The sequence below is a fragment of the Oerskovia flava genome (genome assembly GCF_026163685.1).
GTDB lineage: Bacteria > Actinomycetota > Actinomycetes > Actinomycetales > Cellulomonadaceae > Oerskovia_A > Oerskovia_A flava.
The window spans coordinates 58,312-82,607 of sequence record NZ_JAOXSR010000008.1 but is presented as its reverse complement, the minus strand read 5'-3'; the positions used below and the strand labels follow the sequence as shown (position 1 = coordinate 82,607).

General features: G+C 71.4%; 21 protein-coding genes. 13 read left to right on the top strand and 8 right to left on the bottom strand.

Features of this window, described 5'->3' with window-relative positions; translation table 11 throughout:
- The first annotated feature begins 13 nt into the window (after positions 1–13).
- Positions 14–352 (top strand): hypothetical protein, encoded by a 339-nt coding sequence (locus OHL10_RS13495; RefSeq protein WP_265522745.1) that lies wholly within the window; start codon positions 14–16, stop codon positions 350–352.
- 97 nt (positions 353–449) lie between these two features.
- Here OHL10_RS13495 and wecB read toward each other — a convergent pair whose 3' ends face one another.
- From wecB to OHL10_RS13480, 3 genes are all read right to left on the bottom strand, one after another.
- On the bottom strand, positions 450–1,655 hold the full coding sequence (wecB, locus tag OHL10_RS13490) for a non-hydrolyzing UDP-N-acetylglucosamine 2-epimerase (protein ID WP_265522744.1): 1,206 nt from the start codon (positions 1,653–1,655) through the stop codon (positions 450–452).
- A gap of 95 nt (positions 1,656–1,750) precedes the next feature.
- Positions 1,751–2,437, bottom strand: coding sequence for a hypothetical protein (locus OHL10_RS13485; RefSeq protein WP_265522743.1), 687 nt, complete (start codon positions 2,435–2,437; stop codon positions 1,751–1,753).
- A 69-nt stretch (positions 2,438–2,506) separates the two neighbouring features.
- Positions 2,507–2,935: a hypothetical protein gene (locus OHL10_RS13480; protein WP_265522742.1), complete on the bottom strand. Its 429-nt coding sequence runs from the start codon at positions 2,933–2,935 to the stop codon at positions 2,507–2,509.
- A 316-nt stretch (positions 2,936–3,251) separates the two neighbouring features.
- Here OHL10_RS13480 and OHL10_RS13475 point away from each other — a divergent pair, with 316 nt between their 5' ends.
- A complete protein-coding gene (locus OHL10_RS13475; protein ID WP_265522741.1) occupies positions 3,252–4,205 on the top strand; it encodes an Ig-like domain-containing protein in 954 nt (317 codons plus the stop codon).
- A gap of 224 nt (positions 4,206–4,429) precedes the next feature.
- Here OHL10_RS13475 and OHL10_RS13470 read toward each other — a convergent pair whose 3' ends face one another.
- Complete coding sequence (locus OHL10_RS13470; RefSeq protein ID WP_265522740.1) at positions 4,430–5,632, bottom strand: MFS transporter; 1,203 nt, start codon at positions 5,630–5,632, stop codon at positions 4,430–4,432.
- Positions 5,629–8,211, bottom strand: coding sequence for a helix-turn-helix transcriptional regulator (locus OHL10_RS13465; RefSeq protein WP_265522739.1), 2,583 nt, complete (start codon positions 8,209–8,211; stop codon positions 5,629–5,631). Before OHL10_RS13465 ends, OHL10_RS13470 begins: the two co-directional genes overlap by 4 nt.
- Positions 8,212–8,519: 308 nt before the next feature.
- Between OHL10_RS13465 and OHL10_RS13460 the strand changes: the two genes are divergently transcribed.
- The 11 genes from OHL10_RS13460 (at position 8,520) to OHL10_RS13410 (ending at position 19,949) form a co-directional block, all read left to right on the top strand.
- Positions 8,520–9,452: an Ig-like domain-containing protein gene (locus tag OHL10_RS13460; RefSeq protein WP_265522738.1), complete on the top strand. Its 933-nt coding sequence runs from the start codon at positions 8,520–8,522 to the stop codon at positions 9,450–9,452.
- A 164-nt stretch (positions 9,453–9,616) separates the two neighbouring features.
- Complete coding sequence (locus OHL10_RS13455) at positions 9,617–10,630, top strand: Ig-like domain-containing protein (RefSeq protein WP_265522737.1); 1,014 nt, start codon at positions 9,617–9,619, stop codon at positions 10,628–10,630.
- A gap of 155 nt (positions 10,631–10,785) precedes the next feature.
- Complete coding sequence (locus OHL10_RS13450) at positions 10,786–12,702, top strand: acyltransferase family protein (protein ID WP_265522736.1); 1,917 nt, start codon at positions 10,786–10,788, stop codon at positions 12,700–12,702.
- Positions 12,703–12,816: 114 nt separating this feature from the next.
- Positions 12,817–13,725: an Ig-like domain-containing protein gene (locus tag OHL10_RS13445; protein WP_265522735.1), complete on the top strand. Its 909-nt coding sequence runs from the start codon at positions 12,817–12,819 to the stop codon at positions 13,723–13,725.
- A gap of 146 nt (positions 13,726–13,871) precedes the next feature.
- Positions 13,872–14,774: an Ig-like domain-containing protein gene (locus OHL10_RS18660; protein WP_322645561.1), complete on the top strand. Its 903-nt coding sequence runs from the start codon at positions 13,872–13,874 to the stop codon at positions 14,772–14,774.
- Positions 14,775–14,974: 200 nt separating this feature from the next.
- Positions 14,975–15,139: a hypothetical protein gene (locus OHL10_RS13435; RefSeq protein WP_265522734.1), complete on the top strand. Its 165-nt coding sequence runs from the start codon at positions 14,975–14,977 to the stop codon at positions 15,137–15,139.
- The gene (locus OHL10_RS13430; RefSeq protein ID WP_265522733.1) at positions 15,136–15,705 is read left to right on the top strand and encodes an archaeosortase/exosortase family protein; all 570 of its coding nucleotides are present in this window, start codon (positions 15,136–15,138) and stop codon (positions 15,703–15,705) included. The genes OHL10_RS13435 and OHL10_RS13430 overlap by 4 nt, the downstream gene beginning before the upstream one ends.
- A gap of 39 nt (positions 15,706–15,744) precedes the next feature.
- A complete protein-coding gene (locus OHL10_RS13425; protein WP_265522732.1) occupies positions 15,745–17,205 on the top strand; it encodes a glycosyltransferase family 2 protein in 1,461 nt (486 codons plus the stop codon).
- Positions 17,202–18,815, top strand: coding sequence for a glycan biosynthesis hexose transferase WsfD (gene wsfD / locus OHL10_RS13420; RefSeq protein WP_265522731.1), 1,614 nt, complete (start codon positions 17,202–17,204; stop codon positions 18,813–18,815). Before OHL10_RS13425 ends, wsfD begins: the two co-directional genes overlap by 4 nt.
- Positions 18,812–19,099, top strand: coding sequence for a hypothetical protein (locus OHL10_RS13415; RefSeq protein WP_265522730.1), 288 nt, complete (start codon positions 18,812–18,814; stop codon positions 19,097–19,099). The genes wsfD and OHL10_RS13415 overlap by 4 nt, the downstream gene beginning before the upstream one ends.
- Before the next feature lie 157 nt (positions 19,100–19,256).
- Positions 19,257–19,949 (top strand): RNA polymerase sigma factor, encoded by a 693-nt coding sequence (locus tag OHL10_RS13410; protein ID WP_265522729.1) that lies wholly within the window; start codon positions 19,257–19,259, stop codon positions 19,947–19,949.
- On the opposite strand, the gene OHL10_RS13405 is transcribed toward OHL10_RS13410, so the two are convergent.
- The 3 genes from OHL10_RS13405 to OHL10_RS13395 form a co-directional block, all read right to left on the bottom strand.
- Complete coding sequence (locus tag OHL10_RS13405) at positions 19,946–20,701, bottom strand: hypothetical protein (RefSeq protein ID WP_265522728.1); 756 nt, start codon at positions 20,699–20,701, stop codon at positions 19,946–19,948. The genes OHL10_RS13410 and OHL10_RS13405 overlap by 4 nt on opposite strands.
- A gap of 129 nt (positions 20,702–20,830) precedes the next feature.
- Positions 20,831–23,527 carry a LuxR C-terminal-related transcriptional regulator gene (locus OHL10_RS13400; protein ID WP_265522727.1) on the bottom strand — a complete coding sequence of 899 codons (2,697 nt, stop codon included), beginning with the start codon at positions 23,525–23,527 and terminating at the stop codon, positions 20,831–20,833.
- Between the two features lie 224 nt (positions 23,528–23,751).
- Complete coding sequence (locus tag OHL10_RS13395) at positions 23,752–24,237, bottom strand: Lrp/AsnC family transcriptional regulator (RefSeq protein WP_265522726.1); 486 nt, start codon at positions 24,235–24,237, stop codon at positions 23,752–23,754.
- Positions 24,238–24,296 lie beyond the last annotated feature (59 nt).

The following is a 24,296-nucleotide window of genomic DNA, read 5'->3' as shown; positions in this document are numbered from 1 at the left end:
GAGGCGGTGAACGATGTCGAGTGACGAGCCGACGGTCGAGGAACTGCTGGTCGAGGTGGGGGAGGAGTCCGAGGCTGTCCGCCATCGTCCGCTGCCCGACGACGCCGTCGGCGTCCGACGTGGGGATGGCGCGGCGCCTCGAGTTCTGTCCGTGCGGCTGACCGCGCCGCAGTATGCGCGCCTGGCGGCTGCTGCCGAGGCGAGGGACCTGCCGGTCTCGACGATGGCCCGTCTGGCGATCCTGGAGCAGCTCGACGACGCGGACCGGCCGGCGTCGAGCCCGATCGAGCTGACGACGGTGGCCGCCGCTCTGCGCGAGGTCATCCGCCCGGAGTTCCTCAGAGCCGGCTGACCTCCTGGCAGCGAGGTGGCAGACGAACGGCGTGGCATCTGCATGCCACGCCGTTCGCTCGTCCCGCCGCGCTGTTGGACGGTCTGGTTCGTGGTGCTCAGACAGCCCCCACCACAGCCGGGACCTCGACCGGGACCTCTCTCGGGTCGCCGGCCCGGCTGGCGGGCGTGTGCACGCCCAGGACGTCCTCGACGACGTCGACGACGCGCTCGGACGCGAGACCGTCCCCGAACGGGTTGGGGGACTGGGCCATCCGTCGGTGGAACTCCTCGTTCGTGAGGAGCTCGCGGAGGGTGCGCACGATGCGCTGCTGGTCCGTGCCGACGAGGACGGCGCCGCCGGCCTGGACGACCTCGGGGCGTTCGGTCGTGTCCCGGGTCACGACGACGGGGATGTCGAGCGCCGGGGCCTCCTCCTGGACGCCGCCGGAGTCGGTGAGGACGGCCGTCGAGCGGGACAGGACGTGGCTGAACGCCTCGTAGCTGAGGGGCTCGGTGAGGTGGATGTTGGGGACGCCGCGCACGACCGGCGAGATCGTCGTGCGGACGAGCGGGTTGCGGTGCATCGGGAGGACGATCAGCAGGTCGGGGTACAGGTTCGCGACCCGCACGAGCGCCTCGGCGACGTCGCGGATGCCGGAACCCCAGGACTCACGCCGGTGCGCGGTGACGAGCAGGATCCGCCGCCCGGTGCGCAGCGCCTCGTCGATGATCGGGTCACCGACGTCGCTCTGGCGGGACGCGACCTGCACCAGGGCGTCGATGACGGTGTTGCCGGTGACGGTGACGTCGGAGCGGCGCACGTTCTCGGCGTAGAGGTTCTGCGCGGACGCCTCGGTGGGGGCGCAGTGGCGGGTCGCGACCACCGAGACGAACCGGCGGTTGGCCTCCTCCGGGAACGGGGAGTACAGGTCACCCGTCCGCAGTCCCGCCTCGACGTGGACGACGGGGATGCGCCGGTGGAAGGCGGCGAGCGCCCCCGCGAACGTGGTCGTGGTGTCCCCCTGGACGACGACGGCGTCCACGGGGTGCTCGTCGAGGAACGAGCCGAACCCGCGCACCGCGCCGGCCAGCACGTCGTCGAGCGTCTGCCCCTGGCGCAGCAGACCGAGGTCATGGTCGGGGACGATGCCGAACAGGGTGTTCACCTGGTCGAGCATCTCGCGGTGCTGTCCGGAGGTGACGACGACGGGGTGCAGCCCGTCGCGGCGCGTCAGCGCCTGCACCACGGGAGCGAGCTTGACGGCCTCGGGGCGGGTGCCGTAGAGCACCGCGACGCGACGACGCTGATCCACCAGGTCCATGGCTTGTCCTTCGTTCGTGCGATGCGCTCGCTGCGAGCGCGATGTCACACGGATCGACGCTGTGCGTCGCGGACGGTGACGGGTGACATCCGAGCTCAGGCGAGCGGCTCGCCGGGGATCCCGTCGCGCGCGGTCGCCGCACGCACCGCAAGCCGGAGCATCGCGGACGTCGCGTGCCGGACGCCGGCGGTGTCGTGGCGCCGGTCCGCCTCGAAGGCGGCCAGCAGGAGCTCGCGCGCGAGTGCTTGCTGGGACTCGTCCAGGACGTCCTCCGCGCCCTCGACGGCGCTCATCGCGATGAGCACGTGCACCCCTGCGGACGTACCGGTGACGGTGCGGGCCCGGCGCACCTCGAGGGCACTGCGCAACGCGTGCCGCTCGACCTGGCTCAGCCGAGGACCCATCAGGCGGAGGAAGAGGTGCACCGAGGCGGTGGTCGTGCCCGCCAGCGCGACGGCCAGGACGGTGACCAGCGGGCTCGTCACGAGCAGCCCGGGGACGAGGTGCCCGACGAGGAGGGTCGACAGCGCGGCGGCGGCGCCCGCGACGGTGCCGAGACGCGTCGGGTGGACGGAGGCGTACCAGTCGGCGTGGCGGCGCACCCGCTCGAGCTCTGCCGGCGTGAGTCCCGGCACGACGACGTCGGTGCGGCCCAGCAGCGTCTGCGGCAGTCCCGGGACCCCACCCGCGAGGCAGCGCGTGTGGCGCAAGACGGCGTACCCCCAGATGGTGGGGTGGATCCCGTCCGCGTCACGGCCCCGTGACAACACCTCGTGACGCATGGGCGCTACCTCCGTCGGTCCGGCTCGTGCCAGGACAGACGTCGTCGCGCCCGGTCGGTGACGGCCCGGTTACGCCGCGACGCCGCTCCGCGCGCGGCCCCAGCTGGTGGGCGGGGAGAAGACGGGGTCGCCCGGCGTCGGGTCGTGCGGGAGCGCGAGGGCGAACGTCACCGCGGACGCCCGGTCGAGCACACCGAAGTCGGGGTCGGACGGCCACGCGGTGGTCGCCAGCTCCAGGTCGGCGGCGACGGCCAGCACCCCCTGCTCCCATGCGGCGGACGCACCGACGCACCGCGCCCGCAGCGCCCTGGTCTGCTCGACCAGCAGCGCGTGCATACCCCGCGCGTCGAGGCCCGTCGCGTACGCGAGGGAGACGGGTTCGAGGGCGTCGATCACCCCACGGCTGAACAGACCTCTCTGCTTCCAGTGGGCGCGCTCCGCGCGCACCACGTACGACCCCACCATGCTGACGAAGCACGCCACCTTCACACCACTCACCGCAGCCTCCAGATCCCGAACCCCTGCACGACCAGAGACGCGAAACGGGCACGTGCGACACGCTCCGCAGCGGGTGAAATCTCGGCGGGGCGAGACCTTGCCTATCCGAGGATGACGCTGCGCGGGACGCCGAGCCCCAGGATTCGTCGGGACGGTGGCGACGTGGTGGGTCTGCTCGGTCTTTCACCCGCTCGGTCGGTCGGACGTTGCCGTCTCACGAGGTGTGCGCCTCTGTGGTGTACGTGTTCTCCCCTCCTGTCTCATGCGGTCCCCGGTTCCGCTCCGGCGAACGGATGACGCCGGGGCAGGACCATCCATGGAAGGAACCAGCATGAAACTCAAGAACACACGACGTGTCGCACTGGCGACGATCGGTGCAGGTCTGGCAGTCACCGTCGGGGCTCTGTCGGCTGCGGCCGAGACATACTCCGTCACTGACCACATCGTCGGCGAAGGCGACGGATCGACGAGCGGCACCACCCCGAACGGTGTCAGCTGGACCGCAGATCAACCAGTCGAGGCGGGGGGATTGACCTCAGTGTTCTCGGCCTCCACCCCGGAGGCAGCGGTACAGACGATCACGTTCGGAGAGACGGTGAACCAGGTTTCCTTCCGGATCATCGGTCTCGCCGGAGTGAACACCGAGACCGCAGAATGCGTCGTGCTTCCGGTCGGAGTGATCGCCGAAACGATCTCGGCGGACCACGTGTGGACACCTGCGACGAGGACGCTCTGCGGTGTCAACCCGGAAGGAAACACGCACAGCACGGGATCGACGTTCCGCCTCGAAAATGTCACGAGCATCTCGATGCAGAGTGCGAGCATCGGTCTCTCCGCAACCTGGTTCCTGGCGCAGCAGATGGATTCGATTCAGGTGACGGTCGATCGGGAGCGGGCTGTCCTGGTGGACGACTCGGCATCGACTGTCTCCGGCACTCCCGTGGCCATCGATCTCACGACGAACGACGACATCCCCGAGGGCTCCAGCGCTCCGTCTGTGGACACCACGACCGCGAACGGTGGCACCGTTGTCGACAACGGTGACGGCACGATCACGTACACCCCTCCGGCCGGGTTCACCGGGACGGACACGTTCACCTACCGGGTGACCGGGCCTGACGGTGCGGAGGTCGAGGCAACCGTGACGATCACGGTCACCGAGGAGGATGAGCCGCCGGTGCCGATGGTTGCGGGCGGTCTGGCCGTCGCGGGTCTGCTCGGCCTCGGCGGGGTCGGTGCTGCACGCCTGCGTTCACGCAAGGAGGTCTGACGGGCCGGTTCGCGGACCAGCAGTTCAGTTCGCCTCCGTGCTCTCGGGCACGGGGGCGTACTGCTGCCCGGGACTGATGTTGGGTCGTTCAGCCGAGGGTGCCTCTACGTCAGGACTCCGCGACGGCGTCGGTCTGCGCCCAGGCGCGGGTGTGCAGCGGCCAGACCTCGTTCGTCTGCATCTCGTCGCTCGGGGGTGCATCGGACGTGTCGAGGGGTGCCCCGTCAGGGCTGCGCAGAGGCTCGTGCTGTCAGCTGGAGCGCGGCAGCCAGCAGCGCGCACAGGATCGCGATCCCGAACACGGGTGCGTAGCCGACTCCGAGGGAGAGCGCACCGAGCGTGACGAGCGGCGCGACCGCTTGGGTCGCGGTCGTCGCGACGCCGAGCACACCGAGATCGCGCCCGGCGTCCCCGGTCTTCGGGAGCAGGTCGATGCTGTGGGCGAGCTGGACGGTGAGGAACGAGCCCATACCCAGCCCGCTCAGCACGATGAGCGCGATGACCGCGGGAACGGTCGTCGAGAACAACGGGAAGGACACGCCCACGGCGACCAGGAGCGGCGCGACGACGAGGAAGGGAGCGCGACGGCCGAGAGCGTCCGACCAGCGTCCCGTGAGCAGTCCACCGACGGTGACGGCCACGAGGTAGACGGCTGCGTTCACGCCGGCGAGGGCCGCCGCGCGTTCGAGCGGCATGCCCACGTGGTCGGTCAGGATGTAGACCTGGTAGGACGTGATCCCGTGCATGCCGAGGACGAGCAGGGCGCGTGCGCCGAAGACACGCCGGAGTGCCGGTGTGGTCGCGATCCGGCGGAAGCCCTCGAGGAGCCGACCCGGGCGGTATCGAGCGACAGGAATGCTGAAGCCTCGACCTCGGAGCGGGGCGAAGAGCGCGGCCCCGGCGACCGCCAGGCCACCCAGCATCGCGGCGGCCACCGTCAGATCGCCGACGGCGCGGCTCGCCACCAGGACGCCGATCCCACAACCGACGGCGGTGGCGACGCCCAGGAACGACACGGCCGTGCCGCGCCGAGCGGGTGCGACGTCGTCCGCGATCACGGCGGCCGCACCACCGTCGACCGCGTTGAGCGCGACCTGGGCGACGATCCACAGCCCGGCGAGCGCGAGGAGGGTCGTGACGCCAGGCATCAGGACGACGGCGAGCCCGCCGACGAGTCCGCCCGCGACGATCCACGGCGCGCGGGGTCCCCAGCGGCTGCGTGTCCTGTCCGACCACGCACCGATGAGCGGGAGTGACACCGCTGTCGCCAGCGAGGACGCGGCAGACAGCCAGGCGAGGTATTGCTCCTTGTCGTCCGGCGCGTGCTGCGCGATGAGGAGTGGCAGCAGGACGACGACCGCGCCGGCGAGCGGGACGTAGGCGGCGCCCTGGGCGACGGACGCGGCGAGCGCGCTCCGGAGCCTCATCCGAGGATTCCTCGGCGTCGGGACTCCACGAGCGCATCGGCGCTGCGCTGGACGCCGAGCTTGCGGTAGACGCCCTTGAGCTGCGTCTTGACGGTGTTCGGCGACACGTGGAGCTCGCGCGCGATCTCCGCGGTGCCGAGACCGAGCGAGAGGTGCTGGAGAACCAGGAGCTCGCGCTCGGAGAGCTCGGTGGTGCGCAGCTCGTCCGGGACCACGACGGGAAGACCGGTGAGCACGTCCGTGAGGTCGTCGTCGAGCAGCGCGGCGACGGACTCGCGGTCCGCACGCGTCGTCAGGCTCCATGGCGTGCGGCACCCGTGCTTGCGTGTCTGCGTGGCCGCTCGTCGCAGGTCCCGCGCTGCCGCCGGCCTGTCGCCGGTCGCGAGCACGCACAGGCCCCGCACGACGAGGTGCTCGATCTCGGCCCGGACACCGTGCGTGGGGTCGGGAGCCTGTCCCAGGACGCGGAGCGCCTGGTCGTCCTCGGTGCGCAGGTGGTGCAGGCGCGCGCGGGCCGTGCGGACGACGGAGTCGTTCGTCGGGAGTCCGCGCAGCACGTGGGCCGCCTCGTCGGGCCGGCCGCCCGCGAGCGCCAGGCACGAGCGTGCGACGTCGAGGCGACCCCGCCACAGCGAGGACGCGGTGACGCGCGCACCGGGCGCCGTCGCGTCGTCGAGGCGGGCACCGGCGTCGACCACCAGTCCGGTCACCAGGCCGAGCTGCGCCCAGGCGAGGGCGTGCAGCGGCCAGAACTCGTTCGTCTGCATCTCGTCGTCGAGCGAGGTGAGGTGGAGCCGGGCGTCGTGGTGCACGCCCCGTTCGAGCGCCACGATGGCGCGTGCAAGGGTCGCCATCGACGCGCGGTAGGGCCCGTAGGCGCGGATCAACGCGTCGGACGCCGGCACGCGGTCGAGGACGTCCGCCGCCCGGTCGATCTCGCCCGCGACGGCAAGGAGCCCGCTGATGCGGGCGTCGGCCTGGATCGTGGGGCCCTCGTCGTCGGGTGTCGCGACGGTCGAGGCCGCGGTCGCACGGATCGCCGAGCTGATGTCCCCGGCAGAGAGCAGCGACACCCCGAGCTGGCGCAGACCGAGCGGCCGCGCGGCGTCGAGATCCGGGTCGTCGCCCGGGGCCACGTCGCGGAAGATCTCCAGCGCCCGGCGCGCCACCTTCGCGCTCTGCTCACCGCGGCCGAGGAGGCGGTACGCGACGCTCTGGACCCCAAGCAGCAGCGCCCTCTCTCCGGGTGCGGCACGTGGGTAGCGCACGACGGCGCCTGCCGCGGCCACTGCCAGCACCTCGGCTGCGCGCACGCGGTGCGTCCGCTCGGCGAGGTAGCTCACGGCGAGCGCGATCGCGAGGAACGGTGAGCGGGACATCGCGCCGAGGGAGATGCTGCTCAGGATCCGGGCGACGCGGGGTGGGTCTTTGCGGGCGAGGGCCGCCCAGTGCGCGAGGAGGATGCGCTGCGCGGTGGTGTGGTCGCCCATCTCGACGGACGACTCGAACCCGAGGAAGAAGTCGCCCGTCTCGAGAGCCCACTCGGTGGTGATCTTCTGCGCGTCGGCCTCGCGTCCGGGGTCCGTGGACCGCAGTCGCAGCCGTAGCGCGGCCCTGGCGACCGGCGTGAGGACGAACGCGGGGTTCTCCTCGTCGACCCATGCGCCGAGGCCGAGCTGTTCGCACGTCTCCAACGCCTCGGGGTGATCGGGCGCGAGCCGTTCCGCGAGATCCTCGGTGACGCCTGCCGGTACGGCCAGCAGCTGCAGTGCGTCCCGCAGTCCGTGGTCGTCCATCCGATCGAGCAACGCACGTCCGGACCCGGCAGCGGACGCCGCGATGGTGCGGGACGACGCGAGCGCGAGATCGAGCGCCCCGGACCGTGCGGCGAGGAGCGCCGCGCGGACGAACCGAGGGCTCCCGCCGGTCGCGTCCACGAGCTCACCGACACGGTCTGCGGAGACCTCCACCCCTGACCGGTGCGCCATCTCGACGATCTCGTCGGGCGTGAGCGTCAGCTCGTCCGGACCCATCGCGAGCACGTCCAGCTCGAGCGCGACGTCTGCGCCCTCGAGCCCGGTCCGCGCCCGCGTCGTCGTGAGGATCGTGAGCTGCGGGCACACAGCGAGCGTGTCGACGACGTCCGTGTCCGTGGTGTCGTCGTGCCGGGTGTCGTACGCGTCCAGGACGAGGAGCACAGGGCGGCCGACCTCCTCGACATCCTCCGCGAGCCGTTCCGGCCAGGCGTTCTCCGGCGGCGCGTCGGGTCGGCGGGTCGCATGCTCAGCGGAGTCTGTCGATCTGCCGCGGAGACGGTGGAGCACCAGCTGCCACAGGCTCGCGCGGTCGCGTGACCTGCTGACGTCGACCCAGACGACCTGGCACTCGTCGACGGCGGCGCGGTGGGCGACCTCGGTCGCGAGCGCCGACTTGCCCGAGCCTGCTGGCGCTCGCAGGACGACGAGCGCCGCCCCGGACCCCAGGGCGTCGTCGACCAGGTGCGGTCGAGGGACGTACCACGACGGTATGCGTGGCACGCCGCGGGCGCGCGAGGACGAGCGGTCAGGATCGACGGTCACCGGGCCTCCCAGGCACGTGAACGCGCTGGCCCGCGCGGGCCGCGTGAGCCGAGGCGACGTTGAGGGTTCGCGCCGAGCCTAGCGCGCTGGCATTCACGGTGCGGCGCAGATGTCCGTGTCGGCCTTCGGATCACCCCCAGTACGCCGTCGGACGGTGGCGAGGCGGTGGGATCGCTCAACTTTTCACCCGCTCGGTCAGTCGGACGTTGCCGTCAGACGAGGCGTGCACCCCGGTGGTGCATGTGTTTTCCCCACCTGTCTTATGCGGTCCCCGGTCCGGGGCAGGGCCATCCATGGAAGGAACCAGCATGAAGCTCAAGAAGACACGACGTGTCGCACTGGCGACTATCGGTGCAGGTCTGGTCGTCACCGTCGGCGCTCTGTCGGCTGCGGCCGAGACGTACACCGTTACCGATCACATCGTCGGCGAAGGCAGCCAATCGATGAGCGGTACCACCCCGAACGGTGTCAGCTGGACAGCAGACGGTTGGGTCTTGGCCGACGGAACTACTCTCGTGTCGTCGGGAAACGGCTCAGCGGGGCCTTCTCGGACCGTCTCCTTCGGTGAGACTGTTAATCAGGTCACCTTCAGGATCACCGGCTTGGTCGGCCGAGACGTCGGCAACGAGTGCGTCGTGCTTCCGGTCGGTGTGATCGCGGAGACCATCTCGCCGAACCACACCTGGACGCCGGCGACACGAACGATCTGCGGCGCCAACATCGAGGGAAACGCAACCCTCACAGGGTCGACCTTCCGCATGGAGAACGTCACGAGCATCTCGATGCAGAGTGCAAATACCGGTTCACTCGCTACAGCTGTCCTTGCGCAGCACATGGATTCGATTCGGGTGACGGTCGATCGGGAGCGGGCTGTTCTGCTCGATGACTCGGCATCGACGATCGCCGACACTCCCGTGGCCATTGATCTCACGACGAACGACGACATCCCCGAGGGGTCCAGTTCTCCATCGGTGGACTCCACGTCCACGGAGGGTGGCACGGTCGTGGACAACGGTGATGGCACGGTCACCTATACCCCGCCGGCTGGGTTCACCGGGACGGACACGTTCACGTACCGGGTGACGGGTCCGGATGGTGTGGAGGTCGAGGCGACGGTCACGGTCACGGTGACCGAGGACCCGGACGCCGGTGTCCCGCTGGTCGCGGGTGGGCTCGCTGTGGCGGGTCTGCTCGGTCTCGGCGGGATCGGCGCGGCACGCACCCTTCGCCGCAAGAGCTGACACCACGTTCTGACGACGACGGCAAGCAGGGTCGGGTTCTTCACCCGCCCTGCTTGCCGTCGGCCCGCGTCTGACTAGTAGTGCGTCGAACACGACGTGCGCGCTGGCTCGACTTCCCGAGGTTGTGGGCCCAGCGCACGGGGATCACGACCGGAAGGAACACCATGACTCTCAGGCACACGCGCCGTACGGCGCTCGGAGGGCTCGGAGCGGGGATGGCGGTGCTCCTCGCCGCGACGGCCGCGGCAGCAGCACCTCAGCCGGTGACCGCGACCAACATCACAGACGACGTCGTCCAACTGAACCCGTGGGGCCCTGGCCCCTGGGTGGGATATGACTTCTACGACGCATCGGCCTACGCCGGGACGCTCTGGTCGGGTGGCGAAGCCGAGATCCCCTTGCCCCCGACCCAGCTGCCCAACGAGTCGAACCAGATCGTCGCGGCGGTACTTTCGGCGCCTGCCATCCCGGCGTCGTGCGACGCGGCCGAAGTGGTCGTGACAGCCAGGATCAGTGCGACGAACGAGGGGCCGACTGCCGGAGTGGGGAACGACACCGCCTTCGCTCTCATGAGCCGGGCGCCCGTCGAGATCCTTGAGAGCCAAAGGACCCGGGAAACGGCGGTGGGGGCGACGAACACCTACGAGGTGACGACCACGGTGCTTGCGAGCGAGCTCCGGTCGGGGAACATCGCCGTGTCGTTGAGCCTCGAGGGCGCACAGCGTGCTGCCGGGAACCTCAAGGAGTGGACCGTCAGCGGCTTCAGCGCCGACTACGACCTCAACCTGGAGGAGTGCGCGGACCCGGCTGTCGTGGTGGATGACGCGGGTTCGACCGTTGCCGACACTCCGGCGACGATCGATCTGCAGGGCAACGACTCGATCCCGGACGGGTCGACCGGGTGGGACGTGGACTCCACGACGACGGAGGGTGGCACGGTTGTCGACAACGGTGATGGCACGGTCACCTATGCCCCGCCGGCTGGGTTCACCGGGACGGACACGTTCACGTACCGGGTGACGGGTCCGGATGGTGTGGAGGTCGAGGCGACGGTCACGGTCACGGTGACCGAGGACCCGGACGCCGGTGTCCCGCTGGTCGCGGGTGGGCTCGCTGTGGCGGGTCTGCTCGGTCTCGGCGGGATCGGCGCGGCGCGCACGATCCGTCGTCGGAGCTGATCGACACCCACTGAACGACCGGTGCCCCGCGACCATCCGTCACTGGTCGCGGGGCACCGTTGCGTCGACTCTCACCCGTCATCGCCTCGTCGAACCGACGTCAGTGCGTGCATGAGGACTTGTGGCATCAGGCCGTCCAGGCCGTGGGGGGACGCATGACCGCGATCATCGAGACGAGCCAGCCGGGCGGGCCGCCCGCGGCGGGAGCTGCCGCAGCGCCCGCACCGGAGGCACCGCGCCCGCTGCCGTCGACGTACTACCGCGCCGTCGACGGTCTGCGCGGCGTGACCGTGCTGTCGGTCCTGATGTACCACACGAACCTCTACCACAACGGTCTGTTCGGCGTGGACCTCTTTATGGTGCTGTCGGGGTTCCTCATCACGGTGACCCTGCTGCGCGAGCAGTCCCGCTCGGGGCGGATCAGCCTCAAGAAGTTCTACACCCGCCGCGCCAAGCGACTGCTCGTGCCGCTGATCGTCGTGCTCGGCGCGACCGCTGTCGCGGCGATCCAGCTCGGGCGCAGCGACGAGGCCGACCGCGTCTTCCAGCAGGGGATCGCGTCGCTCTTCTACGTCGCGAACTGGGAGCAGATCGCCCGTGGCGAGTCCTACTGGGACGCCATGGGGATCCCCGGTCCGCTCGCGCACATGTGGTCGCTGTCCCTCACGGAGCAGTTCTACCTCCTGTGGCCGCCGCTGCTCGTGCTCGTGTGCGCCGTCGTCGTCCGCCGCAGCGACGTCGTGGTCGCCCTGCTCGCCGGTTCGCTCGCCGCCGTGATGACCGTCGTCACGATCCTCAGCTACGACGGCACGAACGCGGACCTGCTCTACATGGGGACCCACACCCACGGCGTCGGGCTCATGGTCGGGGCGGGTGCGGGCGTCGTCGCGGTCATGACGGCCCGACGGCGCGCAGCCGGGGTGGGCAGTCGTCTCCCACGAGCCCTCGCGGAGCTCGTGACGACCGGGCTGCTCCTCGCGATCATCACCGTGTCCGTGGGGACCGCCACCTACGAGGACCCGTGGCTCTATGCCGGGGGTGGCATGACGATCGTCGCGCTGATGGGCGCCGGGCTGATCCTCGCGCTGACCCGTGAGGACACCCTCGTCGCCCGGATGTTCACCGCGGCGCCGCTCGTCGGGATCGGCAAGTTCTCCTACGCACTGTTCCTCGTCCACCTCCCGGTGTTCTGGGTGCTGCAGAAGATCCTCTCCGACCCCTCCCCGGTGTACATCGCGCTGTACGGGATCCCGCTGTCGATCGTGCTCGCCGCGTTCCTCCACCACATCGTCGGTGAGCCGGTCCGGATCCGGCGGTGGAACCGCGCCGGCGGCATCGCCTTCGTCACGCTCGCCGCCGTCGCGACGACAGGAATGGTGCTCGCGCCCACGATCGTGCGCCAGGCCGCCGGTTCCGGTGACCTGCGGGTGCTGTTCCTCGGCGACTCCCTGGGCCACGACTTCGCGTCGGCCCTCACGGACTTCCGACCGGACGACTTCACGGTGACCGACGGCGCGTTCAACGGGTGCGGCATCTACTCGCCCGAGACCAGTCGCACCACCGCGATCGAGCAGGGGCCGGCCCCTGGATGTCTCCCGTGGGAGGACCGCTGGCGTGACGCGGTGAACGAGAGCCAGCCCGACGTCGTCGTCATCAACGTCGCCTGGGACGGCGCCGAGCAGCGCGTCGACGGGCAGTGGGCGGACCCGTGCGCACCGGCGTACGCCGAGCGGTATGAACGCCAGCTCGACACCGCGACGCAGATCGCCACCGCGGCCGACCCCGACCGCCGTGTCCTGCTCGCGACGTCGCGCAAGTTCACCCCGATCGCCGCGCCGGAGTGGGCCGCCTGCCACACCGAGCTCCTGCGCGCTCACGCCGAGCAGCAACCGGCCGTGGACCTCCTCGAGCTGCACGACTTCGTCTGCACCGAGACCGAGTGCCTGCAGACCACACCCGACGGCGCGCCCGTCTACATCGACACCGTGCACTTCTCCCGGGCAGGCATGGCCTGGATCGCACCCTGGCTCGGAGACGCCATCAAGCAGGCCGCTGGAGGCGCCGCGGCATGAGCGCGCCGAAACGTCCACGATCCGGGTTTCACCCGTTCACGGGGCGTGTCGTACTCGTCAGTGGGTGTGTGCACCTCTCTGCGTGCATGGTCACCACGAAAGAGGAGAACTCACATGCATCGCAACAGGATGAGCCGCTGGGGTGCCAGTGCCCTCGGCGCGACACTGCTCGTCGGTCTCGTCGCCGGCGTGGGCACGACCGCGCACGCGGCCGAGGTCACCGATTCCATCCCGCTGAGCGAGATCGGCGACGGGCCGGTCTCGGTCGAGCTGGCCAGCGGCGTTGTCGCGTCGGTCAACGTGGGCCAGTGGTACGGCTCCCAGGGATATACGACGAGTCCGGAGTGGGGTCCGCAGACCTGGACGTTCAGCGAACCGGTCAGCCTGCGGTTCAGCATGGCCGGTCTCAACTGGTCCGGGGAGTGCGCCGAGCTGCCCGCAGGCGTGGTGGTCGAGAGCATCCACCCCGACCACGTGTGGGATGCAGCCACTCGTCAGGTCTGCTGGACTGCGGCTGGGAACCCGGCCGCTGAATCCGTCTTCGTACTTGAGGGTCCCGTTACGGAATTCACCTGGACCGCCCCGCCGGGCGGGGCCGCACACCATGGTCGCGGTCCTACCTTCATCGAGGTGACGGTGGATCGTGATCCTGCGGTTCTCGTGGATGACGCGGACTCGACGGTGGTGGACACGCCGAAGGTGGTGGAGATCCAGGGCAACGACTCGATCCCGGACGGGTCGACCGGGTGGGACGTGGACTCCACGACGACGGAGGGTGGCACGGTCGTGGACAACGGTGATGGCACGGTCACCTATACCCCGCCGGCTGGGTTCACCGGGACGGACACGTTCACGTACCGGGTGACGGGTCCGGATGGTGTGGAGGTCGAGGCGACGGTCACGGTCACGGTGACCGAGGACCCGGACGCCGGTGTCCCGCTGGTCGCGGGTGGGCTCGCTGTGGCGGGTCTGCTGGGTCTCGGCGGGATCGGCGCGGCGCGCAGCCTCCGTCGTCGGAGCTGATCCCGACCGCCTGATCACCGGTGCCCCGCGACGCCCGCCGGTCGCGGGGCGCCGGCATGTTCACCCGTCGGTGAAACGCGTCGTTCTCGTCAGAGCGAGTGTGCACGTCTTCGCGTGCATAGCCAGCACGAACGAGGAGAACTCACATGCATCGCACCAGAATGCGCCGCTGGGGGGCCAGTGCCCTCGGCGCGACACTGCTCGTCGGTCTCGTCGCCGGCGTGGGCACGACCGCGCACGCGGCCGAGGTCACCGATTCCGTCCCGCTGAGCGAGATCGGCTCAGGCCCTGCCTCGGTCGAGCTGGACAACGGCGTCACAGCCTCGGTCAATGCGGGTTTGTGGTTCCCCCCACAGGGCTACGTGGTGGTACCCGGAAACCCGCAGACGTGGACCTTCAGCGAGCCCGTGAGTCTGCGGTTCGGCATGGCCGGTCTGAACAGCAGCGCGGACCCCGAGTGCATTGACATGCCAGCTGGCGTCGTGCCGGAGAGCATTCACCCGCTTCATGTCTGGGACAGCGACGCGCTTCGACTGTGCCAGGCGGTTGCCGACCCTGCCGCGGAGTCCGTCTTTGTGCTCGCTGGTCCGGTCACCGAGTTCGCCTGGGTTCCGGTGGGGGGTGCTGAGCGAGGTCGCGGTCCTACCTTCATCGAGGTGACGGTGGATCGTGATCCTGCGGTTCTCGTGGATGACGCGGACTCGACGGTGGTGGACACGCCGAAGGTGGTGGAGATCCAGGGCAACGACTCGATCCCGGACGGGTCGACCGGGTGGGACGTGGACTCCACGACGACGGAGGGTGGCACGGTCGTGGACAACGGTGATGGCACGGTCACCTATACCCCGCCGGCTGGGTTCACCGGGACGGACACGTTCACGTACCGGGTGACGGGTCCGGATGGTGTGGAGGTCGAGGCGACGGTCACGGTCACGGTGACCGAGGACCCGGACGCCGGTGTCCCGCTGGTCGCGGGTGGGCTCGCTGTGGCGGGTCTGCTCGGTCTCGGCGGGATCGGCGCGGCACGCACGATCCGTCACAGGAACTGACCAGCACTCGACGACGCCCCCGCCCGACTCCTCGTCGGGCGGGGGCGTCGTCGTCGGCTCGCGAAATCTCACCCGTTGGCGGCGGGCCGTTCGGTGCGTCTATCGACTCAGACGCAATGGGCCAGATGCCTGGACGCGTCGCGAAGACGGCTTCAACACGGTTCCGAGGGAAGAGGACGACGATGTACAACACACCAGGAGTGACCGGAGGAATCGGCACGGGAGTCGTCGGTGCGGGGGCGCTGGCCCAGACGGGGTTCAGCTCGCTCGCCATCGTGTTCGCGGCGCTCACGCTCGTCGTCGGCGGGTTCGTCCTGCTGCGTGCAAGCCGCCTGCGGCGCGAGGCCCCGCAGGCGCAGCGGTGACAGCGGCTGTCGCTCCCGCACCGTCCTTCGCGGTGCGGGGGGCAGCGGTCGTGGCCACCGTGTACCGCGTGCTGCTCGGTGCCGCGCTCGCAGGGCTCGGGGTAGCGGCGATGGTGCGGATGCTGGACGTGCAGTTCCGAGAGGCCGCGCTCGCCGGCTGGGCGGTCGAGCTGTTCGGACGGCCCTCGCGGGTGCTCACCACTGGGCCGACGTTCCTGTTCCAGAAGACGCCCGGGGACGACTCGTCGTGGGCGGGGCTCGTCGTGACGGCCTCGTGCACGGCCGCGCTGTTCGTCGGCGGGACGCTCATCCTTGGCGGTGCCTTCATCGCCCTGTGGCGCCGCACATCTGCGACCCGGCTCCTCGCCGCGACCGTCCTCACGGTGCTCCTGCTCGTCGTCGTCAACACCGGACGCATGGTCATGATCGCCGAGGCCGCCTCGCGCTGGGGCGCGGAGGGGTTCGGGCTGATGCACACAGTCGTCGGCTCGATCCTCATGCTCGTGACGTTCTGCCTGTGCGCGGTGCTCTTCGCCCGCGTGGGCCTGCTCCGCTCACGGAGCTGAACCGCTCACGGACCTGACCCTGGACGACCCGGAGGACGCATGAACGCGCTCAACCTCGCCGCGACGGCGATCGTCTCGTGCTCGCTGGCCTACTTCGTGCTCCTCATGGCCTCCGGCATCCGAGAGATCCGACGGCGCAGCTCACGGCTCAGTGCTCAGGGCCGGACGCGCTACGGGGTCGTCCCCGGCGCCGAGCAGGACCACTACCCCGTGTACTTCCTCGTGCCCTGCCTCAACGAGGCAGAGGTGATCGAGCGCACCGTCAGGGGGCTCACGGTGAACCGTGGCACGACGACGATCGTGGTCGACGACGGCTCGGACGACGAGACGTCGGCGATCGCCCGGGCCGCCGGTGGCTCCCGCACGGAGGTGCTGCGGCGCGACCTGCCGAACGCTCGCCAGGGCAAGGGGGAGGCGCTCAACGCCGGGATCGTGCGGGTCCGGGAGCTTGTGGAGGATCGCGGCGAGGATCCTGCCCGCGTCATCGTCGTCGTCATGGACGCCGACGGGCGGCTGTCGGAGAACGCGCTCGACCACGTGCTCCCGCTGTTCGACGACGACGACGTCGGCGGTGCCCAGCTCCAGGTGCGCATCCGCAACCGGAACAGCTTCCTCACCAAGTTCCAGGACTTCGAGTTCTGGGGCGTCGCGAGCATCACGCAGATCGGCCGGTCCGCCACGGGCACGGTCAGTCTCGGCGGCAACGCCCAGTTCACCCGGCTCACCGCCCTCGACGACGTCGGCGAGCGCCCCTGGTCGGACTCCCTCACCGAGGACCTCGACCTGGCCCTGTCGCTCGCGCTGCACGGGTGGCGGCTGACGACGACGCCCCTCGCCTCCGTGGACCAGCAGGCCGTCGAGAAGGTGCCGCAGCTCCTGCGCCAGCGCACCCGCTGGTACCAGGGCCACATGATGGCGATCAAGCGTCTGCCGGACATCTGGCGCTCGTCGAAGCTGTCCCACGTCGCGGCGCTCGAGCTGTCGTTCTACTGCCTGTCGCCCTGGTTGCTCACCCTCCCATGGTCCGTGCTCTTCCACTACTGCCTCATCCAGCTGTTCATCAACGGGTCGCAGCTGCTCGAGTACGTCACCTCGGCGGGCGGCGTCGCGATCGTCGTGCTCGCGTGGTACCTCATGGCGTTCGCCCCCGCGGTGTTCAGCGGCTGGGTGTACTGGCGGCGCGACCGCCGCGTCGGCATCTGGCGTGGCCTCATGATGGGCAACTACATGGTGCTCACCAACTACATCTCCTTCGCCTGCGCCTGGATGGCCCTCGCACGCGTCCTGCGCGGGGAGACCGCGTGGGTCAAGACCAAGCGCAGCACCGAGCAGGCGGGTACCGGTCCGAGCACGGGCCTGCCGGCCATCGCCGCTGCCGTGCCCGACGTGCCTGGCGCGCCCAGCGTGCCTGTCGTCCCCGTGCAGAAGGTGCTCGCTCCGGCATCCGCCGCAGGTTCGCCCGTCAGCGTCGGCGCCGTGCTGCGTCAGACGGAGACGTGACCACACCACAGACCCCGGACGTCGCCGTCGAGACGGCACGTCGACCCGAGAAGTCCTCCTTCGACCACGAGGTGCTCCGGGCGCCGCGCCGCAGCGCGTCGTCCGCCGAGAGGCGCCAGCACGCCCGCCGGTACCCCTGGCTACCGAGAGGTGGCACGTCCGCCCTTGCGGGCCGCCCGGCCGTCCTCACCTTCGTGATCGCCACGTTCCTGGCCGTCCTCGGCACGGTGCGGATGCTCCTGCCGGTGGCCGTCGGACTCGCCGACAACGGCGAGGGCCGCACGGTCGCGTGCACGCTCGGCATCGAGCCGGTGGCAGAGGGCCCGCGCTACTTCACCTACTCGATCCTCGAGTGGACCGCGGCTGCGGAGGCGTGCTCAGGCACGACCGGTCTGCACACCGCGCTCCTGACCGTCGTCGGGTGGCTGACGCCCACCGCCGCGCTGGACCTGCGCGTCACCGCGGTCCTGTACTGCCTCCTGGTCGCCGCCGCCGCTGCCCTCGTGGGACACCTCGCCCGCGCACGGCGCTTCGGACGAGCCGCCACGACGACGCTCGTGTGGATCGTCCTCATGGACGTCGCCTTCGCCGGGTACGCCGGGAGCCTCTACCCGCAGGCCCTCGCGATCGGTGGTCTGGTGCTGTGCCTCGTGGGGTGGCTGTTTCTCGACGCGCAGGGGCGTGGCCGCTGGGTCGGCGCCGGCGCCGTGCTCGTCGGCGGTGCCGGGCTCGTCGCCGCCGGCCCCGTCATGGCGACCGCGGCCGTCCCCCTGGTCGGCCTCCTCGTCTGGCGGGCCGTGCGCGCGGTCCGGACCGCCGGCACGAGCCTCGAGACCCGTGTCGTGCCCGCAGCCCTCGCGCTGCTCCTCGTCGTCCCTGCCGTCGTCGGTGCCACCTCCGCCACGGCGGAGCAGCGCAAGCACAACGCCTGGGAGATGGTGAGCGTCGGGCTGCTCGCCGACGCGGCGGACCCCGCCGGCGAGCTGGACAGCATGGGCCTGCCGCCGGACGCCGGACGGTTCGTCGGCATCCCGGTGTGGTCGGCGTCCTCGATCCGCGGCTGGTCGGGCTGGTCGGACCTCGAGATCGAGCAGGGGGCGGTCCTCGGGTACATGGCCACGCACCCGGCTCTCGCCTACGAGCGCCTTGACACCACCGTGCGGGCCTCGGCGTCAGGGCTCCCCGAAGGGCTCGGCTCCTACACCGTCGACAGCGGGAACCCTGCCGGGGCGCAGGAGGCCCGCCTGACCCTCTTCAGCTCCTTCCAGGGGGCGTTCCTCGGGTTCGGCGCCCCGATCGCCGCCCTCGCCTGGGGGTTCCTGCTCTGGGTCGCCCTCGCGACGCGACGGACGCACGGCGTGCGCGAGCCGGCGCGCCGCCTCGCGGAAGCCGGGATCCTCGCGCTGGGTGTCGCCGCCACGCAGGTCCTCGCCGTGATGCTCACCGAGGCGACGGACGTCTCGCGACACGTGGTCGTCGGCAGCCTCGCCGGCGGGCTCGCCCTGTGCCTGGTCGTCGCGGCGGGGTTCGCGACCCGAGAGGGCGCAGGGCCGACCTCGTCCGCGGAGCCGGCGGCAGAGCCGGCCGTGGGGTCGAACGGCGCGCGATGAGCGACCGACCAGCGCACCCGCCGATCGTCCCGTGGAGCTGGGGCACCGGTCCGCAGACGCGTGAGATCCCGCTGCCGGTCGTGATGCGCGCGATCCGGACGGGTGACTTCACCGACTTCGACCGGGCGGAGCAGTACCGCCCGGTCGAGGTGGTGCGCCCGCCGGTGAGTTCGTGGTCGCTCATCCTGCCCCGCGCGGCTCTCGCCCGGCTCTCCGGGGTCGCGGCGGGCGTCGTCGGGGGAGCCGCGCTCGTCGTCCTGCTGGTGCTCGTCGGCGGGGCGTGAAAGGCCCTTCTCACCCGTGGTCACCCCTGCGGATCACCCCCCGGATCACCACCGTGATCCGCAACACGATCCGCGTGCTGAGGCATCTCCTGGGAAGACGCAACAGTGCGTCGCCGACGCCTGCACCACGGCAGGTCGACGAAAAAGGGGCTACCGCATGACACTCACGACGAGCACACCGCCGACAACCGGGAGCGCGCCCGACCGTGTCCTGGAGACCGCACCGCAGGACGGCTCGGCGACGCACGACCCCGCCGAGCTCCCCCTCGAGCCCACAGACGTGGAGCTGTTCGACCGGGCGCGCGAGGGTGACGCGGAAGCGGTCGACGTCGTCTGGCGGCGGTACTACCCGTACGCGCTCGCGGCGGCGCGTCGCTTCACCCGCAACGCGTCGGACGCGGACGACCTCGCCGCGGAGTCGTTCACCCGCATCCTGGCGCTGCTGCGCAAGGGGAAGGGCCCGCGCGAGCACGCCCGCACCTACATCGCGCGCACGGTGCGCAACGTGGCCACGGACCGGTCGCGGCGGCGTGAGCCGCTCACCGTGGTGATCGACGAGGCGCGTGACCTCCCCTCGTCCCACGACCCGGCGTGGGAGGCCGCGACGCTCGTCGAGCTCTTCGAGACCCTCGACTGCTTCTCGGAGTGCTCTCCACGGCAGCGCTACGCGCTCTACATGACCGCCTGCGAAGGGCGGCCCATCGCGGAGGTCGCCGAGGAGCTCGGCATCTCCACGAACGCCGTCGCCGCGCTGCTCGTCCGCGGCCGCGAGGCGATCCGGCGCGCGCTCTCGCGCCGGACCATGGAGCGCGTGGCGAGGAACCGTCAGGCAGCCCGCGAGACCCGCTAGCGGAGCGACCGCTCGATCGTCGCGTGCATCTCCTCCGGGTGGTCCAGCGGCGCGAACGCGCACACGATGCGTGCCGGGTCCCGCAGGACGCCGTGCCGTGCCTGAGCCCACCCGGCGAGCGTGTCGCTCAGCAGGTCCACCCCCTCGGCCAGCTCGGGTGCGTCCGTGGCCGACGCCGTCCAGGACAGGGCGAGCGCGACGCCGTCGCGGTAGCCGGTCGGCGACGTGACCGGGAACGCGACGCGGACGGCTTCACCGAGGAAGACGTCCCGCTCCCAACGGCGCAGCGTGCCGAGCACACCCGCACGGCCGTCGACCGTGACGACCACGGGTCGCCCGTCCGACCGGGCGCGCCGCACACCCTCTCCCACGCGCTCGCACTGCGCCCGGAACTCGTCGACGTGGTCGAGCCCGCTCATCCCGGCGCGGGCCACGGCCGGCTCGAGAAGGTCCGCCGCCTGCTCCCACCCGCGCGCGAAGGCGATGACCACGTCCGTCGGGATGACCTCTCCGCGTTCCTCGAACAGGGCGGCCAGGTCACGCAGCGACTCGCCGATCCCCACGCCGGAGTGGGAACGTGCCGCGCCGAGCGCGCGAGCATGGGTGCTGAGCTCCTTCCCGGACACGACCGCGCCGGCGAACAGCGCGGCGGCCGGCACCGCCCAGTCCTCCGGGAGGTTCCAGCCGTCGGCCAAGGACCTGGTGCGCCATCGGCGGCAGAGGTCGCTCACATCATCGGGGAGGCTCGTCATCGTGGGTTCAGACGATAGAGGATGTGGGCCGTGACGGCTGAGAAACCGCGCCCAGATCACCCCCGTCATCACCCGTCGCAGGCCTCGGCTCGGGATGCGCTCCCGGCCGTCCGGTGAGAGAAGGCGCCGTCAGCGAGGGGACGTCGGCGGCCGACGGTTGATCGGGTCGAGGAGGCCGAGCTCACGAGCGCGGCGGATCGCGGAGGCGCGGTCGTGCACGTCGAGCCGTCGGTAGATCTCGCGGACCTGCGTCTTGACCGTGTTGTGCGAGACGAAGAACGCCTGGGCGATCTCCGGCGCGGTCTTCCCGTCCGCCAACGCCTGGAGCACGAGGAGCTGTCGCTCGGGCAGGTGGGTGAACTCGACGTCGGCCGCCGGTGCGGTCGTGTGGTCGAGCGCGACGAGGTGGTCGCGGGTCGCGGAGTCCGCGATCTCGAGCAGGGCAATGAGCGACGCGGGGGCGGACCGGCGGAACGCGAGCAGCGAGCCGTGCCGGCGCGCGAACGACGCACCACGCGCGAGCTCGGCCCGGGCGCCCTCCTCGTCGCCGCTCGCGTGCAGCGCCTCGGCGACCACGACGTGGGCCTCGGTCCGCTGCCCGACCGGCAGGGCGTCCATCGACGTCAACGGCGTCGCGCTGCGCAGGGCGACGGCGGCGTCACCGCGTGCGAGCGCGAGCCGTGCCCGCAGGATCAGCCGCAGCGGGCACTCCGGTGGCAAGGCCGTCTTGACGGTCGTGGCGGTGGTCCCGTGCCCCAGCGCCAGGTACAGGCGGACGAGGTCGACGGTGACGATCACCGGCGTTCGGCGGAGGTCCGGGGCCTGAGAGGCGCCGCGGCGGCGCACCAGGCCGCGGCGCGCGAGCGAGGAGCGCAAGTGGTCGACGGCGGACATCGGCCGCCCGCATAGCACGCCCGCCCCGGCCTCGACATGCAGGCCGACGAACCACAGGTCGGTGCAGGCGCTGTCCCGGACAGCCGCAGATTCCGCTGCGCGCTCCGCCTGCACGGGGTCGACGGAGGCGACCGCCTCGAGAGCGTCGACGAGGCCCTTGACGTCGCCGACGACGGAGCGCCACCACCGTGGTGCCCGGGGGAGCGCCTCGGCCTCGTCGAGCCAGGCACGGGCACCGCGCAGGTCCTCGCCGAGTGCCTCCGCGAGCGCGGTGAGTCCGGCGCCGGCCGCGGCGAGTCGCAGCAGGCCCGCGCTCAGGGCCTCCCGGTGGGCGCGCTGCGCGAGGCCCGACGCCTCCCCGAGCCGCCAGTGCTCCAGGGCCGAGACGGAGGCCTGCAGCGCGACGAGGGCCGTTGCGGCGGGCTCTGCCGACGGTGTGGCGAACCAGGCGCGGGCGGTCGCGAGAGCGTCCTCGCGCCGCGCGGCTCGACGAAGCCCGGTGATCGCCGCGAAGGTCGCCAGGGCGTCGGGTGCACCGCCGGTGGGGGCGGCCTGCTGACCGGACGCGAGATCCGTGGGCCTCTCCACCAGCCCGAGAGGCGCGCGGGTGGTGCCGAGGAGGTCCACGAGGCTCGAGGGGACGTGCGTCGGCGGCACCTGCGTCGTCTTCGACCGCAACGCGTCCAGGGCGTGGTCGTCGTGCCCGTCGAGCAGCTGGGTCCACGTCCGCGAGACGGTCGCGTCTACCCGTGCGGTGTCGCCCGCCTCGAGCTCGAGCTGCAGCGCCCCCCGCGCGTCTCCCCGGGCGACCCGCGCCGTCGCCGCCGTGAGCGCCCGGTCGCGGAACCGACCCGGATACCGGCGGCGCGCGACGTCGACCAGCGCGGTGCGTAACCGGGGGCGCAGGGCGTACCCCACGCCACCGGCCCGCATGACACGGTCGACCGCGCCGACGTCGCGCAGCAGGGCGAGCTGTTCGCGGGGGCGGCTGACGCTCGTCAGCGCGACGAGGTCGAGGAGGTCGAAGTCCACCGCGACGGACACGTCCAGCAGGAACTCCACCACGTCCCGGGGCAGGCCCTTCAGCGCGTTCGTGCGCTGCCGTTGCACGGCCGACAGGACCAGGTCCTCGGTCGCATCTTGCCCGCGGGCCGCCGCCCGGGCGAGGTCGTCGACGGCGCCGTAGACACCGCCGGCAAGACCTGCGAGGTGCGTCGTCAGGTCCTCGGCGAGCTCGTCGTCCAGGTCGACGCCCATGACCTTCGCCGCCTCGACGGCTTCCTCCGCGGTGACCGCGAGGTCGTCGAGGGTGAGCTCGACCGCGCTGGGGCCGTCGCGGTGAGCGGCGTGCGTGCGGTCGTCGTGGGCGAGACGGTCGTCCGAGCGCAGCAGTCCGTGCCGACGGCGTGCTGAGGTGATGGCCACCACGCGCCCGCGGTGCAGACGCCGCGAGATGTCGTCGAGGGCGTCGAGCAGGCCCCGGGTGGCTGGGCCGAGGTCGTCGACGACGAGGACCGCGCCCTCGTCGTCGAGCCACGCCGCCAGATCCTGCGGGCTGCGCGTCGGCGCGACGGACCGAGCGTCCCCGACGACGTAGGTCATCGTCTGGTCGATCATCGTGGCGAGCGCCCGTGCGGCGGGCTCCGGGGTGGTCCGGTGGGGGGTCGGGGACGCGGGGTGCACGCCGTGGGCCGACACCCACAGGACGGGTGCCCCGCGCCGCACCTCACCACGCGCCCAGGCGCCGACCGCCGTCGTCGCGCCGTAGCCGCGCGGGGCCCGGAGCGTCGTGATCGGTGCACCCGCACGGAGTGCGTGCTCGACCCCGCGCCGCCGGTGGAGCCGGCGCGGTGCGGGTGGGAACAGCGTGGCGGCGCGCCGCAGCATCTCGGCAGGTGCGCCACCTGCCGCTTCGTCATCGTTGTCATGCATCGCAGACCGCCTGGTAGTCGACACGAGGCGCGGGTCCGGGACATTCCAGAAGGCGTCGTTCACCAGTCACAGTCCTTTCTGACGCACGGCCGCTCCGCCCCGGTATGGGTGAAGTCGACCTCTGCATCGATCGAACTCCACGCAGGGGTGAGCGACGCGTCGTCAGAGGGTGATCCGCAGGGTGATCGTGCCGCGCGGTCGTCCGGGACCGCGGCAGGGCGTGCTTACTCCGAGCGGCGGGCCTGCTCGGTGATGCGCTCCATCAGGGGCCGGACCCGGTAGGGGATGAGCTCGCCCATCGACAGCGAGGTCTCGGTGCGCTCCACGCCGTCGATCGCGAGGATGGCCGCGTCGATGCGCAGCAGGTGGTCGGTGTCGCGGCAGACCACCACGACGAGGAGGTCGGCGCGCCCGCTGCGCCCGTGCGCCTGCACGACCTCGGGGATCCGCCGCAGGGAGTCGACGATCTGGCCGAGCTCGCGCTGGTGGACCTCGACCTCGAGGAACGCCGTGAGCGGGTGGCCGAGGAAGTGCGGGTTGATGCGTCGGTCGAAGTCGAGGAACGCCCCGGCCTCCTCGAGCTGTCGCAGCCGCGCGTGCACGGTGTTGCGGGCCAGCCTCAGACGCTCGGCGAGCGCGACGATCGTGGCACGCGGATCGTCTGCGAGCGCAGCCAGGAGATCGAGGTCGACGGCATCGTAGCTGCGCACACCGATCAGCCTAACCGGTGGTCGATGAGCAGTCCGCTCAGCCGTTCGACAAGGACTGG

Bases quoted from the DNA above. Each gene is read 5' to 3' on its own strand.
- OHL10_RS13495 (WP_265522745.1), top strand. From the start codon at position 14: ATGTCGAGTGACGAGCCGACGGTCGAGGAACTGCTGGTCGAGGTGGGG.
- OHL10_RS13475 (WP_265522741.1), top strand. From the start codon at position 3,252: ATGGAAGGAACCAGCATGAAACTCAAGAACACACGACGTGTCGCACTG.
- OHL10_RS13455 (WP_265522737.1), top strand. From the start codon at position 9,617: ATGACTCTCAGGCACACGCGCCGTACGGCGCTCGGAGGGCTCGGAGCG.
- OHL10_RS13405 (WP_265522728.1), bottom strand. From the start codon at position 20,701: ATGACGAGCCTCCCCGATGATGTGAGCGACCTCTGCCGCCGATGGCGC.
- OHL10_RS13460 (WP_265522738.1), top strand. From the start codon at position 8,520: ATGAAGCTCAAGAAGACACGACGTGTCGCACTGGCGACTATCGGTGCA.
- OHL10_RS18660 (WP_322645561.1), top strand. From the start codon at position 13,872: ATGCATCGCACCAGAATGCGCCGCTGGGGGGCCAGTGCCCTCGGCGCG.
- OHL10_RS13425 (WP_265522732.1), top strand. From the start codon at position 15,745: ATGAACGCGCTCAACCTCGCCGCGACGGCGATCGTCTCGTGCTCGCTG.
- OHL10_RS13415 (WP_265522730.1), top strand. From the start codon at position 18,812: ATGAGCGACCGACCAGCGCACCCGCCGATCGTCCCGTGGAGCTGGGGC.
- wecB (WP_265522744.1), bottom strand. From the start codon at position 1,655: ATGGACCTGGTGGATCAGCGTCGTCGCGTCGCGGTGCTCTACGGCACC.
- OHL10_RS13470 (WP_265522740.1), bottom strand. From the start codon at position 5,632: ATGAGGCTCCGGAGCGCGCTCGCCGCGTCCGTCGCCCAGGGCGCCGCC.
- OHL10_RS13400 (WP_265522727.1), bottom strand. From the start codon at position 23,527: ATGCATGACAACGATGACGAAGCGGCAGGTGGCGCACCTGCCGAGATG.
- OHL10_RS13485 (WP_265522743.1), bottom strand. From the start codon at position 2,437: ATGCGTCACGAGGTGTTGTCACGGGGCCGTGACGCGGACGGGATCCAC.
- OHL10_RS13445 (WP_265522735.1), top strand. From the start codon at position 12,817: ATGCATCGCAACAGGATGAGCCGCTGGGGTGCCAGTGCCCTCGGCGCG.
- OHL10_RS13410 (WP_265522729.1), top strand. From the start codon at position 19,257: ATGACACTCACGACGAGCACACCGCCGACAACCGGGAGCGCGCCCGAC.
- OHL10_RS13450 (WP_265522736.1), top strand. From the start codon at position 10,786: ATGACCGCGATCATCGAGACGAGCCAGCCGGGCGGGCCGCCCGCGGCG.